At 73.9% G+C, this 12,172-nt stretch carries 13 protein-coding genes; 6 read left to right on the top strand and 7 right to left on the bottom strand.

What is annotated here, in order from left to right; genetic code table 11:
* Positions 1 to 19 precede the first annotated feature (19 nt).
* Positions 20 to 877 (top strand): AAA family ATPase, encoded by an 858-nt coding sequence (locus DC008_RS31215; RefSeq protein ID WP_108709850.1) that lies wholly within the window; start codon positions 20 to 22, stop codon positions 875 to 877.
* A complete protein-coding gene (locus tag DC008_RS31210) occupies positions 874 to 2,232 on the top strand; it encodes a vWA domain-containing protein (RefSeq protein ID WP_108709849.1) in 1,359 nt (452 codons plus the stop codon). Before DC008_RS31215 ends, DC008_RS31210 begins: the two co-directional genes overlap by 4 nt.
* On the opposite strand, the gene DC008_RS31205 is transcribed toward DC008_RS31210, so the two are convergent.
* Complete coding sequence (locus tag DC008_RS31205; RefSeq protein ID WP_055618876.1) at positions 2,233 to 2,934, bottom strand: SDR family oxidoreductase; 702 nt, start codon at positions 2,932 to 2,934, stop codon at positions 2,233 to 2,235.
* Between the two features lie 219 nt (positions 2,935 to 3,153).
* Here DC008_RS31205 and DC008_RS31200 point away from each other — a divergent pair, with 219 nt between their 5' ends.
* Positions 3,154 to 4,131, top strand: a complete 978-nt coding sequence (locus DC008_RS31200; protein ID WP_108709848.1) for an NAD(P)-dependent alcohol dehydrogenase — start codon at positions 3,154 to 3,156, stop codon at positions 4,129 to 4,131.
* Positions 4,132 to 4,156: 25 nt separating this feature from the next.
* Here the strand turns inward: DC008_RS31200 and DC008_RS31195 are convergent, their stop codons facing one another.
* The 4 genes from DC008_RS31195 to DC008_RS31175 all read right to left on the bottom strand — a co-directional run bounded on the left by DC008_RS31195 (position 4,157) and on the right by DC008_RS31175 (position 7,964).
* Positions 4,157 to 4,513, bottom strand: a complete 357-nt coding sequence (locus DC008_RS31195; RefSeq protein WP_108709847.1) for a cupin domain-containing protein — start codon at positions 4,511 to 4,513, stop codon at positions 4,157 to 4,159.
* A 134-nt stretch (positions 4,514 to 4,647) separates the two neighbouring features.
* Complete coding sequence (locus tag DC008_RS31190) at positions 4,648 to 5,625, bottom strand: threo-3-hydroxy-L-aspartate ammonia-lyase (protein WP_108709846.1); 978 nt, start codon at positions 5,623 to 5,625, stop codon at positions 4,648 to 4,650.
* Positions 5,626 to 5,674: 49 nt separating this feature from the next.
* Positions 5,675 to 6,415, bottom strand: a complete 741-nt coding sequence (locus DC008_RS31185) for an SOS response-associated peptidase (RefSeq protein WP_108709845.1) — start codon at positions 6,413 to 6,415, stop codon at positions 5,675 to 5,677.
* Between the two features lie 592 nt (positions 6,416 to 7,007).
* A complete protein-coding gene (locus DC008_RS31175) occupies positions 7,008 to 7,964 on the bottom strand; it encodes a helix-turn-helix transcriptional regulator (protein ID WP_108709843.1) in 957 nt (318 codons plus the stop codon).
* Positions 7,965 to 8,177: 213 nt separating this feature from the next.
* On the opposite strand from DC008_RS31175, the gene DC008_RS31170 reads away from it, so the two are divergent.
* Positions 8,178 to 8,501, top strand: a complete 324-nt coding sequence (locus DC008_RS31170) for an ANTAR domain-containing protein (RefSeq protein ID WP_108709842.1) — start codon at positions 8,178 to 8,180, stop codon at positions 8,499 to 8,501.
* 16 nt (positions 8,502 to 8,517) lie between these two features.
* Here the strand turns inward: DC008_RS31170 and DC008_RS31165 are convergent, their stop codons facing one another.
* Positions 8,518 to 9,342 carry an SDR family oxidoreductase gene (locus DC008_RS31165; RefSeq protein ID WP_108709841.1) on the bottom strand — a complete coding sequence of 275 codons (825 nt, stop codon included), beginning with the start codon at positions 9,340 to 9,342 and terminating at the stop codon, positions 8,518 to 8,520.
* A 151-nt stretch (positions 9,343 to 9,493) separates the two neighbouring features.
* Here DC008_RS31165 and DC008_RS31160 point away from each other — a divergent pair, with 151 nt between their 5' ends.
* Together DC008_RS31160 and DC008_RS31155 are read left to right on the top strand one after the other, a co-directional pair.
* Complete coding sequence (locus tag DC008_RS31160) at positions 9,494 to 10,759, top strand: cytochrome P450 (RefSeq protein WP_108710949.1); 1,266 nt, start codon at positions 9,494 to 9,496, stop codon at positions 10,757 to 10,759.
* Between the two features lie 19 nt (positions 10,760 to 10,778).
* Positions 10,779 to 11,264: a hypothetical protein gene (locus DC008_RS31155; RefSeq protein WP_108709840.1), complete on the top strand. Its 486-nt coding sequence runs from the start codon at positions 10,779 to 10,781 to the stop codon at positions 11,262 to 11,264.
* A 16-nt stretch (positions 11,265 to 11,280) separates the two neighbouring features.
* Here the strand turns inward: DC008_RS31155 and DC008_RS31150 are convergent, their stop codons facing one another.
* Positions 11,281 to 12,138 carry an MBL fold metallo-hydrolase gene (locus DC008_RS31150; RefSeq protein WP_108709839.1) on the bottom strand — a complete coding sequence of 286 codons (858 nt, stop codon included), beginning with the start codon at positions 12,136 to 12,138 and terminating at the stop codon, positions 11,281 to 11,283.
* Positions 12,139 to 12,172 lie beyond the last annotated feature (34 nt).

The raw sequence follows: 12,172 nt of genomic DNA, 5'->3' as shown, positions 1-12,172 counted from the left end.
GCTCCCCTCGGAGGCCCCGTTGTTCACTTCCGTCGACGACGTCTCCGCGCGTCTGGCCGGGACCGGCTACCTCGCCTCGCCCGCCGTCGCCACGACCGTCTTCCTCGCCGACCGGCTCGGCAAGCCGCTGCTGGTGGAGGGCCCTGCGGGGGTGGGCAAGACCGAACTCGCCAAGGCCGTCGCCGAGGTGGCGGGCGCCCGGCTGGTACGGCTGCAGTGCTACGAGGGGGTCGACGAGTCCCGGGCGCTGTACGAGTGGAACCACGCCAAGCAGCTGCTGCGGATCAGCGCGGGCCGCGACGAGACGTGGGACGAGACCCGCACGGACATCTTCAGCGAGGAGTTCCTGCTCACCCGGCCGCTGCTGACGGCCATCCGGGGCGACGACCCGAAGGTGCTGCTGATCGACGAGACCGACAAGGCCGACGTCGAGGTGGAGGGCCTGCTCCTGGAGGTGCTCGGCGACTTCCAGGTGACGGTCCCGGAGCTCGGCACGATCGCCGCGACCCGCCGGCCGTTCGTGGTCCTCACCTCCAACGCCAGCCGGGAGCTGTCCGAGGCGCTGCGCCGCCGCTGTCTGTTCCTGCACATCGGCTTCCCGGACGAGGAGCTGGAGCGCAGGATCGTCCGGCTGAAGGTGCCCGGTCTCGACGAGGCGCTGGCCCGCTCGCTCGTCCGGGTGGTGGGCGCGCTGCGGGCCATGGACCTGCGCAAGGTGCCGTCGGTCGCCGAGACCATCGACTGGGCGCGCACCCTGCTGGCCCTCGGCGCGGGCACGCTGGACGAGACGGTCGTCCAGGCCACCCTCGGGGTGCTGCTCAAGCATCAGGACGACGTGCTCAAGGCGACCGCCAAGCTCGACCTGGACGCCCTGTGACCACGCCCGCGGGGGTGGCCGGGCGGCTGACGTCCCTCGTGGGCGCGCTGCGGGCGCACGGCGTGCGCATCGGCACCGGCGAGAGCGTGGACGCGGCCCGGGCCGTGGAGGCGCTCGGCCTCGCGGACCGGGAGCTGCTGCGCGAAGGTCTGGCCGCCACGCTGCTGCACGGCACCGGGCAGCGGCAGGTGTTCGACCCGGTCTTCGACCTGTACTTCCCGCGCGGCGTCGGGGGCCCGGAGCAGCCGGCCGCGGGCCGCGAGGATCTGCGGGAGCGGCTGGCGGAGGCGCTCGCCGCCGACGACCGGGCGCTGATGCAGCGGCTCGCCGCCGAGGCGGTCGACGGGTTCGGCGGCTACGGCTCGGCGCCGGAGTCGGACGGCTGGTCGTCGTACCAGACGCTGGAGCGGCTGCGGCCGCAGACGCTGATGGCGCGGGTCCGCGACGACGTGCGGGCGCGGGGCGGCATATCCGGGTTCACCGACCGGTTGCTGGAGGACGAGATCCGGCGCCGGATCGACGCCTTCCGGGCGATGGTGGCCGCCGAGGCGCGGCGGCGGGTGGCCGAGCGGCGCGGCCGGGACGAGATCGCCCGCCGGGCGGTGCGGCCGACCGCCGACCGGGTCGACTTCCTGTTCGCCGGCCGGGATCAGCTGGCGGAGCTGCGGCGGACGGTGCAGCCGCTCGCCCGCAAGCTCGCGACCCGGCTGGCCGCCCGGCGCCGGCGGGCCTCCCGGGGCAGCATCGATCTGCGCCGGACCCTGCGCGGTTCGCTGTCGACGGGCGGGGTGCCGATGCGGCCGGTTCTGCGCCGGCGCCGGCCCGCCCGGCCCGAACTGGTGCTGCTGTGCGATGTGTCGGGCTCGGTGTCGGGCTTCTCGGACTTCACGATGCTGCTCGTACAGGCGCTGCACGACCAGTTCTCCAAGGTGCGGGTGTTCGCCTTCGTCAACCGGGTCGACGAGGTGACCGGACTGCTGGTGCACGGGGCGGCCGACCCGGAGGGGCTGGGCGCGCGCATCCAGAGCGAGGCCGGTGTCACCGGCTACCACGGCAGCAGCGACTACGGCATGGCGCTGGGCGAGTTCGCCGAGCGGTACGAGACGGCGGTCGGACCGCGGACCACGGTGTTCGTCCTCGGTGACGCCCGCACCAACATGAGCGACCCGAATCTGCCGGCCCTGCGCGGGATCGCCCGCCGGGCGCGCCGGGTGTACTGGCTGAACCCCGAGCAGCGGTCCCGCTGGGGCACCGGCGACTCCGCCGCTCCCGCCTACGCCGAGCTGGTGGAGATGCACGAGTGCCGCACCGCCCGGCAGCTCAGCGCCCTGGTGGGGCGCCTGCTGCCGGTGTGATCAGGCGGCGAGCTGCCCGTAGAGAACGGCCGGGTCGGCGGCCAGACCGGCCTTGACCTGCCGGGAGATGTCGTCGGCGAGCACCTCGTAGGCGTCGGCCTCGATGCCGTCGAGCGCCTGCGCGGCGACGCTGTCCGCGGTGACCTTGGGCGCGTCGATGTGGGCGGTCAGATCGGTGTCGACGTAGCCGACGTGCAGACCGGTGACCTCGATGCCGCGCTCGCGCACGTCGAGCCGGAGCGAGTTGGTCATCGACCACAGGGCGGCCTTCGAGGCGCTGTAGGAGCCGGCGATGCCGAGCCACGACAGCACGGAGTGCACGTTGAGGATGTGGCCGCCGCCGTTGCGCTCGATGACGGGGACGAAGGCGCGGGTCACCAGGAGCGGCCCGTAGAAGTTGGTCTCGAACTCGCGCCGGACGTCGTCGACGGGCGTGTCCAGGAAGTTCGCGTTGACCGAGGCGCCCGCGTTGTTGATGAGCAGGGTGACGTCCTGCGCCTGCTCGGCCGCGGCGGCGACGGACGCGGGGTCGGTCACCTCCAGGGCCAGCGGCACGGCGTCCGGGTGCGTGACGGTGCGCGGATCGCGGGCGGTGGCGTACACCTTCTTGGCGCCGCGCTCGTACAGGGCGGCTACCAGGGCGCGGCCGATGCCGCGGCTGCCTCCGGTGACCAGGGCGACGGATCCTTCGATGGCGGTCATGGGTCTCTCCTCGGAACGGGGTGCGCGTCGGGCGACCCGCACGGAAACCGATCGGTTTCCACGTGCCTCACAGTAAACCGATCGGTTTCCGGTGGCAAGCGGTGTGGTCGATGTCCCTGCCACCGGTCGTCGGCGGCCCCGGGGAGAAATCAGGGTGCGCCCCGGATGGCCGGGCCCCGCGCGCTTTCCTACGCTCGGCGTGAGTGGAGGGGGGATCCCATGAAGGCAGTGGTCCAGGACCGGTACGGGTCGGCGGACACCCTGGAGTTCACGGACGTCGACCGGCCGGTGCCGGGCGCCGGCGAGGTCCTGGTGCGGGTGCGGGCCGCGTCCGTCAACGCCCTCGACTGGCACTTCATGCGCGGCGACCCGCTGATCGGGCGCGGCATGATGGGCTGGCGCCGGCCGCGCACCCGCATCCGGGGCCGGGATCTCGCGGGCGTCGTGGAGACGGTCGGCACCGGGGTCACGGGGCTCCAGCCCGGCGACGAGGTGTACGGCGAGGCCGACGGCACCTTCGCCGAGTTCGTGTGCGCCCGCGCCGACGAGATCGGACCAAAACCGGCCGGCCTCACCTTCGAGCAGGCCGCGGCCGTACCCCTGGCGGGGAACACCGCGCTGATGGCGCTGCGGGACGTCGCCCACGTCCAGAAGGGGCAGAGCGTGCTGGTCAACGGCGCCTCGGGCGGCGTCGGCACCTTCGCCGTCCAGCTCGCCAAGGCGTACGGCGCCGAGGTCACCGGGGTGTGCAGCGCGCGCAACGCCGACCTGGTCCGCTCACTGGGGGCCGACGACGTCGTCGACCGCGCCCAGGAGGACTTCACCCGGCGGTCCCGGCGCTGGGACGTGGTCCTGGACCTGGTGGGCAACCGCTCGCTCGGCGATCTGCGGCGCGCCCTCGCCCCCACCGGGACCCTGGTGCTGTCCGGCGGCGGGGTCTACGAGGGCGGCAGTGTCGTCGGGCCGATGGGCCTGTTCTTGAAGCGGCGGGTGGTGGCACCCTTCGCGGGCGGGCAGCGACTGCGGGAGGTGTCGGCCCGGCAGAGCCGTGCGAACCTGGCGGCCCTGCGGGAGCTGGCCGAGTCGGGGAGGGTCGCCCCGGTCGTCGAGCGGACCTACGAACTGGGCGAAGCGGCCGAGGCGATCCGGTATGTGGAGGTCGAGCACGCGCGCGCCAAAGTCGTCATCACCGTCTGACGCCCCGGCACACGCCGTCGCCCGCCTACTTCTTCGCGAACTCCCGGGCCGTCTGGCCCTGGAAGTCGAAGACGACGACCTGCTCGTCGCCCACGACCCAGGCGTCGTGCCCGGGCGTGCACACATAGACCTCGCCGGGGCCCACCTCGGTCTCGGCACCCTCGTCCATGTGGATGTGCAGCCTGCCCTGGAGGACATAGCCGTTGTGGTGCATCTGGCAGGTGTCGGTGCCCGCGATGGGCCCGACCGACTCGCTCCAGCGCCAGCCCGGCTCCAGGGTGGCCACGGCGAAGTCCAGGTCGCTCAGGTGCACGGCCTCGATGTGGCCGCGGGGGAAATCACGCCGCTCATCGGGCTTGTCGAGCGTCTTCACTTCCAGCATGGCGCGCTCCCTTCGGGCCGCGTCCCGCGCACGCGGCCGGTCCGGTCGCCCCGTCGGCCCTGGGCGCCGCCGTCGGCGGCCGGCCCTCTACCACCCCATGGTCCGCTTCTCCCACGGGGCTCGCCAGCCGGGATTCAGGCGCCCGGCGCGCACAGTTCGGCGAACCGCGCGGCGTCCACGTTGCCGCCCGAGACGATCACACCGACCCGGCGCGGCAGCGGTCCTGTCCGCCCGGCGAGCAGGGCGGCGAGCCCGCTGGCGCCGCTCGGCTCGACCACGATCCTCAGGCGCTCGAAGGCGAACCGCATCGCGTCGCGGATCTCGTCGTCGGAGACCAGCGCGATGTCGTCGACCAGCCGCCGGTTCACGGAGAAGGTCAGCTCCCCCGGGATGTGCACGGCCTGTCCGTCGGCGATGGTGCGGGGCACCGGGACGCCGACGCGCCGCCCCTCGGCGAGGGAGCGCCGGGTGTCGTCCCCGGCCTCCGGCTCGACCCCGGTCACCCGGATCCCCGGGTACAGGGCCTTGGCCGCCGTGGCGCTGCCGGCCATCAGCCCGCCGCCGCCGACGGGCACCAGCAGCATGTCCACCTCCCCCGCCTCCTCGAGCAGTTCGAGGGCGGCGGTGCCCTGCCCGGCCATGATGTGCGGGTGCTCGTAGGGCGGGATCAGGGTCAGGCCCCGCTCGGCGGCCAGCGCCTCCGCGATCGCCACGCGGTCGCCGGTGTAGCGGTCGTAGGTGACGATCTCGGCGCCGTAGCCCTCGGTCGCGGCCCGCTTCGAGGGCGGGGCGTCCTCGGGCATGACGATCACCGCGGTGGTCCCGAGCTCACGGGCGGCGAGCGCGACGGCCTGGGCGTGGTTCCCGGACGAGTAGGCGGCTACGCCCCGGGCGAGCTGCTCCGGGGTCAGCCGGGACACCGCGTTGTAGGCGCCGCGGAACTTGAAGGCACCGACCCGCTGGAAGTTCTCGCACTTCAGGAACACCTCGGCGCCGACGCGTCCGTCGAGCGTGTGCGAGCGCAGCACCGGCGTGCGGTGGGCCACGCCCTCGAGCCGCGCGGCCGCGTCCCGTACGTCGTCCAGGGTGACCGTCGGGGTGGTGGTCGTCACGCGTGCCCTCCAGCGGGGGTGAGGTCGGTCGTGCCCGGTGATCCCGACCCTACGTCCGTTCCTCCACCAGTTGGGGGCCGTTGTTGCGGACGCTGTTGACCGCCGTGGAGACGGGGCGGGCGGCCAGATGGCCCTCGGCCGGCTGGACCAGCAGGGCGCGCAGGTCGTCGGTGGACTCGTGCCGGGGGTCGAGCCAGGTGTCGTAGTGGTCGGGCGGGAGGGCGAGCGGCATCCGGGGGTGGACGCGTCCGGCCGCGTCGGTGGCCTCGGTGGTGATGATGGTGCAGCTCAGCAGCCAGGCGGCCGGGTCGTCGTCGTCCTTGACGGCCGGGTCGCGCCAGAACTCGTACAGCCCGGCGAGGGCGAGGACACCGCCGTCCTCGGGGTGGATGAAGTACGGCTGCTTGCGCACCTTCCCGGACGTCTCGTCCCGGACCTGCTCCCACTCGTAGAAGCCGTCCGCGGGGAGCAGGCACCGGCGCTTGACGAAGGCGCGGCGGAACGCGGGCTTCTCGTGCACGGTCTCCACCCGCGCGTTGATCAGCCGCGCGCCGGTCCGCGGGTCCTTCGCCCAGGACGGCACCAGGCCCCAGCGCAGCGGGCGCAGCATCCGCGCAGGCGGGGCGTCCTCGCCGGCGCCGCGCGGCCGGCGTTCCAGGACGGCCCAGACGTCGTCGGTCGGGGCCACGTTCCAGCTGGGTTCCAGGGCCTCCTCCGGGTGCCACTCGGTCACCCGGAACAGCTGGGCCAGGTCCTCGGGGCTGCGGGTGGAGGCGTAACGGCCGCACATGGGGCCACTGTGCCACGGGCCCGCCGTACGGTCCTGATGAGCCGGACCGGGCCGAACGGTTCATCTGCCCGCGCCGGGCGTTTCCCCTCGGCGCGTCGAGGAAACCCGGCCGTCGTGCCGGGGCGGAGCGCCGGACGGCCCTGAGAGCTCCGAACAAAAGTGGAGTCCGATCATCTCGCGGCGTCTGGTGCGTGCGATCGCAAGGCGCCGGAAGCCCCTGGTAGCGGGGCTACCAGGAGATTTCGGCAACGCGGCGAGCGTGCGGGCCAGGCGTCGCGAGCCGGGCTCCCCTTTTGTTCGGAGCTCTCAGGCCCGCAGGCCTGATGCACTGGCCCACCGAGCCGGCGCGCGGCCACGACGTCATCACCCGCGTCCAGAGCGTCATCGGCCGCGAAGGCGACGCCGGACATCGCCAAGGGGATGCTCGCGCAGCACGCGGATGTCAGTGTCGCCGAGGCCGCGCGGCTGCTCCACGCGTATGTGACGCTCCGCCGGCTGCGGCTGACCGACACCGCGCGCCCTCGTGGCGCGCGAGCTGGACCTGTCCGAGGTCGTGGAGGGCCGGCGCCTGCCCGGCGCCCCGTGAGCGCGGTCAGCCGCGCAGGGTGTGCGACGGGCTGGTGCCGTACATGTCCCGGTAGAGGGACGCGAAGCGACCCGGGTGCGGGAAGCCCCAGCGCGCGGCGACGGCGCCGACCGAAGTGTCGTCGCCGGGCCCGGCCGCCAGCAGATCGCGGTGCGCGTGGCTGAGGCGGACCTGGCGCACATAGCCGAGCGGTGTGGTGTCCAGGTGCCGGCGGAACGCGTACTGCAGGGTCCGGACGGTCACATGGGCGGCGGCCGCGATGTCGGCGACGGTGATCGGCTCGTGCGCATGGTCGTCTATGTAGGCGATGGCCCGCCTGAGGGTGGCCGAGTGGGCGTCCACGCGATCCTGGGCGGTGGGGTCGGTGTGCGCGTTGTTGGGGAAGGCCGCCAGCACGCTCGCGGCGAGGAGCTGGGTGCCGGCCGAGACGACCAGCGGCTCGGTGGCCGCGGCCGGGTCGCCCAGCACATGGTCGCGCATATAGATGATCGTCTGCCGCAGCCGCTCGGCGGCGGCCGGGGTGTGCGGCCGGTGCCCCGTGAGCCGGACGGGCTCCAGCAGCGTCCTCCCTGAGCCGGCGGCGACCTGGTCGAGCAGGCCGGGCTCGAGCATGGTGATGTTGTAGCGGGCGTCGCGGATCCGGCCCGCGAACGGCAGGTCCGGCGGCGCGAACATCACCACGTCGCCGGGTCCGAAGTCGTCGCGGACGCCCTGGAAGACATGGTCGCGGACGGTTCCCTCATGGACGACGCACAGGCAGATCCGGCCGAGCGGTGCCACCGAGTACGTCATCTCGAAGTCGAGGTCCAGCTCGTCGACGCTCACCGACGCGCCCGCGTCCCGGCGGATACGGGCCCGGCTGGACTCGGGGGTGGTGCTGCCGATGCTCATGCGGGCGTAGGCGCGACAGAGGAACTCCTCGGTCGCCTCGAGGTCATCACTGTCGAAGGTCAGCGAACCCATGACGCCCTTCTGCCCTGCGTACCGCCGGCGAACCGGTCCGTCGGCCGGACGCCTTCGACTTCGACTTCGACTTCGACTTCGACTTCGAAGGATCCCATTTCGTTTTCCGTACAGCCACCACTGCGAGAATTCGTTCCCTGCACCCTCTTCGACGCGGATCGGGGGGAGCGTGTCAGTAACGGCACGACTGACCTCCCGGAGAGCCATTTCGCCATGTCAGAGCAGGTGGAGAGCGACGAGACGATCGCGGCGCTGCGGGAAGAGGTCGCGCAGCTCCAGCACGCCGTCTTCTCGCACGCGATCGTGGACCAGGCGATCGGCGTGGTGATCGCCTACGGCGGGGTGCGTCCCGACACGGCCTGGGACGTCCTCAAGGAGGTCTCCCAGCACACCAACACCAAGCTGCGGGAGGTGGCCGAGCACATCGTCCGCTGGCCGCACGACGGACAACTGCCCGAGGACCTGCGCTCCGCCCTGACCGCCTCGGTGAGCCGGGTGAACCCGCACCACCGGGTGGTGCAGCCGACGAGCCCCTGACGGCCCGCCCGCCCCATCAGGGGCGGCGCCAGGAGTCGTCCGGCAGATGGGAGCCGGCCTGCGGGCCCATCCGCAGCATGCCGCCGTCGACCGCCCACGAGGCGCCCGTGACGTAGGAGGCGTCCGGACCGGCGAGGAACGCGATCACCGCCGCGACCTCGCGTGCGTCACCGGGACGCCCCAGAGGCACGCCCGGCCTGCTCTCGTGGGACACGTCGGTGTCGGTCTGGCCCGTCATCGGCGTCGCGATCTCGCCCGGCGCGACGGCGTTCACCGTGATCCCGTGCTCGGCCAGCTCCAGCGCCATCACCTGGGTGAGCAGCCCGAGCCCGGCCTTGGCCGCGCAGTAGGGCGCCGCGCCCACCCGCGGCTGATGCTCGTGGACGCTGGTGACGTTGACGATCCGGCCGCCGCTCCCCTGCCGGATCATGCGGTGCGCGGCCCGCTGCGAGCACAGGAAGGGCCCCATCAGGTCGACGTCGAGGACATCGCGGACCGTGTCGTGGTCCAGTTCCAGGAACGGCGTCATGGTGCCCGTCCCCGCGTTGTTGACCAGCACGTCGATCCGGCCGAGCGAGCCGGCCAGCCGGTCGACCACGTCGGCGGCCCCTGGCAGCCGGGTGAGGTCCAGCTGCTCGACGGCGGCCCTGCGGCCGGTGGCCCGGACCTCGTCGGCGGTGCGCAGCGCCCCCTCGCGGTCGGTGTGCCAGGTGATGCCGACGTCCATGCCGGCCTCGGCGAGACGTACGGCGGTGGCACGGCCGATCCCGGAGTCGGAACCGGTGACGACGGCCACCGGGGTGACGCCGTCGCCGGGGCTGTCCTCGTGCTGTGATCCCATCGGGGCTCCACACGTCGCGTCCTGCACCGGGCCGATGAGCCGCCGGCGTCCTGAGGAGGCTCCGCGTACCCCGCCCCGCACGGGCCATACCGGGCGCCCGGGTGGTCCCGGTGCGGCGTTTCCGGTGGGGGCCGCCGGGCACCCGGCCCGCATGCATCTCGGTAGCGCCCCGATCGCGGACAGCTCACTGGCCCTGCTGGCCAAGGGATACGCCTGGCTCCCCGACCGCCGGGCCCGCACCGCGCGCTCGCTCGTCCGGGCCCGGGTGATGGGCCGGCACACCGTCGCCCTGCGGGGCCCGGAGGCGGTGCGGTTCTTCTACGACGAACGGCATGTGGCCCGCCGGACGGCGTTGCCCGGCCCGGTGCTGAGCACGCTGTTCGGCCACGGGGCCGTGCACACCCTGGACGGCGCGGAGCACCGGGCCCGCAAGGGCATGTTCCTGGACCTGCTCACCGGGCGGGAGGCCGTGACCGGGGTGGTGGAGAGTGTCGGCGCGGCCTGGGACGAGGCGGTGCCGACCTGGTGCGCGCGGCCGTCCGTGGTCCTGTTCGACGAGGCGAGCCGGGTGCTCACCCGGGGCGTCTGCCGGTGGGCCGGCGTCCCGGTGGACGACGTGGACGGCGTGGCCCGCGACCTGGTCGCCATGGTCGACGGGTTCGCCACGCCCGGCCCGCGGCACTGGCGGGCCCGGCGCGCACGCTCCCGGAGCGAGGCCTGGCTGTGCCGTCTCGTGGAGGACGTCCGGGCCGGCACCGCGGGCGCGCCCGAGGGGTCCGCGCTGGACGTCGTCGTCCGGCACCGCGACGCCGACGGCCGGCCGCTGGACCCGCACACGGCCGCGGTCGAGCTGCTCAATGTGATCCGGCCGACCGCCGCGGTCGCCTGGTTCGTCACCTACGCCGGGCACGCGCTGCACCACCGGCCGGAGGTCCGGGAGCGGCTGGCGCGGGACGATCCGGCGTACGCCGTGGCGTACGCCCACGAGCTGCGGCGCTTCTACCCGTTCGCGCCGTTCGTCGGCGGCCGGGCCACCACCGATCTGGAGTGGGAGGGCGAGCCGATCCCGGCCGGCACGCTGATCCTTCTCGACCTGTTCGGCCAGAACCACGACCCGGACCTGTGGAGCGACCCGTACACCTTCGACCCGGAGCGGTTCCTGGGCCGGACGCCCCGGCGCGACGAGCTGGTCCCGCAGGGCGGCGGCGACCCGGCGGCGGGCCACCGGTGCCCCGGCGAGGACATCACGGTGGCGCTGCTGTCGGTCCTCGCGCCGCGGCTGGCCCGGTTGGAGTACCGGGTGCCCGGGCAGGATCTGCGGATCCCGCTCAACCGGCTGCCGTCGCGGGTGCGCAGCGGCCTGGTCCTGGAAGCCGTCCGCGCGCCGGTCCCGGCGCCCGACGCGGTGCCCGCCTGAGGCGCCGGGAGGAGACCTGATGAACACGTCTCTGCTGGGGATCTATCTGAACGACCATCTGGCCGCCGCCACCGGGGGCGCCGAGCGGTCCCGGTACATGGCGCGGTCCGCCTCCGGGACGGGCCTCGGGTCGGCCCTGGAGCCGTACGCCGAGGAGCTGGCCGAGGACCGGGCCGCGTTGATCGGGCTCATGGAGCGCCTCGACGTGCCCGTGCGGTCGTACAAGGTCCGGGCGGGCCGGCTGGCCGAGCGGCTGGGCCGGCTCAAGGGCAACGGCCGCATCGTCCGCCGCTCCCCGCTGAGTTCCCTGGTGGAGCTGGAGGCGCTGCGGCTGGACGCGGAGGGCAGGGCGGCCCTGTGGCAGACGCTGCGGGACCTCGCCGACCGCGACACGCGCCTCGACCCGGATCTGCTGGACCACCTCCTGGAGCGGGCCCGGCATCAGCAGGGCGCCCTGGAGGAGCTGCGCCGCCGCCAGATCGGCCCGGCGCTGCTCCCCGTGTGACGACGCCCGGGGCCGCTTACACGGACGAAGGCACCGCGCCCCTCGCCGCCGGCACGAGGAGGCGCTGGCCGTGCCGGCAGGGCATCAGCCGGTCGGACAGGCCGAGCGACCGCACCTCGTCGAGGAACGCGGACAGCGGGGAGCGCATCACCGTGTAGTCGTCGTAGTGCACCGGCAGGATCCGGTGCGGGGCCAGACGGCGGGCCAGTTCGGCGCCCTGTGCGCCGTCCATGGTGACCACGAAGCCGCCCGGCAGGGTCGTCCCGCCGAGGTGCAGGACGGCGAGGTCGGCTGCCGGGAAGTGCCGGGTGATCTCGTCCAGGCCGTCGTACAGGAGGGTGTCGCCCGAGAGGTACAGCCGCACCCTGACCGGACCGCCCTCCGGGCCGAACTCCAGCATGCTGCCCATCACCGGGGGCAGCAGCGCCCGCAGGGCCGCGTTGCCCGCGTGCCGGCCGGGCAGCGCCGTGATCCTCACCTGTGCGCGGCCGTTGGTCAGGGCGAGCCCCCGCCAGGTCCGTATCCCCGCCGTGCGGGGGAAGCGGTGCAGGACCCGCAGCCGGCGCGCGGCGTGCGGGGTGGTGACCACCGGCACGGTGTGGTCCAGGTACCGGCTCGCGCGCCGGTCCCAGTGGTCGCCGTGCAGATGCGAGAGCACGATCCCGTCCAGCCGGGGCAGGTCGCGGCCGTCCAGGGCGGGCTCGGTCAGCCGGCGGCTCCACAGGCCGTACCCGAGGTGGGCGTACTGGCCGCGGTGCAGGAAGTTGGGATCGGTGAGCAGGGTGAGACCGCCGTAGCGGATCACCAGGGTGGCGTTGCCGACGAAGTGGAGGTCGACCGCGTCGTCGGTGGTGTCGTCGCTGAGCGGCGTCATGACCGTCCCGTCCGGCGGGGCCCGGAGGCCGCCC

This window comes from Streptomyces nigra (assembly GCF_003074055.1).
Lineage (GTDB): Bacteria > Actinomycetota > Actinomycetes > Streptomycetales > Streptomycetaceae > Streptomyces > Streptomyces nigra.
This window is presented reverse-complemented; position numbering and strand designations above follow the sequence as displayed.

Excerpts from the sequence above, each read along its gene's own strand:
- DC008_RS31160 (WP_108710949.1), top strand. The coding sequence starts at position 9,494 with ATGCATCTCGGTAGCGCCCCGATCGCGGACAGCTCACTGGCCCTGCTG.
- DC008_RS31175 (WP_108709843.1), bottom strand. The coding sequence starts at position 7,964 with ATGGGTTCGCTGACCTTCGACAGTGATGACCTCGAGGCGACCGAGGAG.
- DC008_RS31150 (WP_108709839.1), bottom strand. The coding sequence starts at position 12,138 with ATGACGCCGCTCAGCGACGACACCACCGACGACGCGGTCGACCTCCAC.
- DC008_RS31185 (WP_108709845.1), bottom strand. The coding sequence starts at position 6,415 with ATGTGCGGCCGTTACGCCTCCACCCGCAGCCCCGAGGACCTGGCCCAG.
- DC008_RS31155 (WP_108709840.1), top strand. The coding sequence starts at position 10,779 with ATGAACACGTCTCTGCTGGGGATCTATCTGAACGACCATCTGGCCGCC.
- DC008_RS31200 (WP_108709848.1), top strand. The coding sequence starts at position 3,154 with ATGAAGGCAGTGGTCCAGGACCGGTACGGGTCGGCGGACACCCTGGAG.
- DC008_RS31170 (WP_108709842.1), top strand. The coding sequence starts at position 8,178 with ATGTCAGAGCAGGTGGAGAGCGACGAGACGATCGCGGCGCTGCGGGAA.
- DC008_RS31195 (WP_108709847.1), bottom strand. The coding sequence starts at position 4,513 with ATGCTGGAAGTGAAGACGCTCGACAAGCCCGATGAGCGGCGTGATTTC.
- DC008_RS31165 (WP_108709841.1), bottom strand. The coding sequence starts at position 9,342 with ATGGGATCACAGCACGAGGACAGCCCCGGCGACGGCGTCACCCCGGTG.
- DC008_RS31205 (WP_055618876.1), bottom strand. The coding sequence starts at position 2,934 with ATGACCGCCATCGAAGGATCCGTCGCCCTGGTCACCGGAGGCAGCCGC.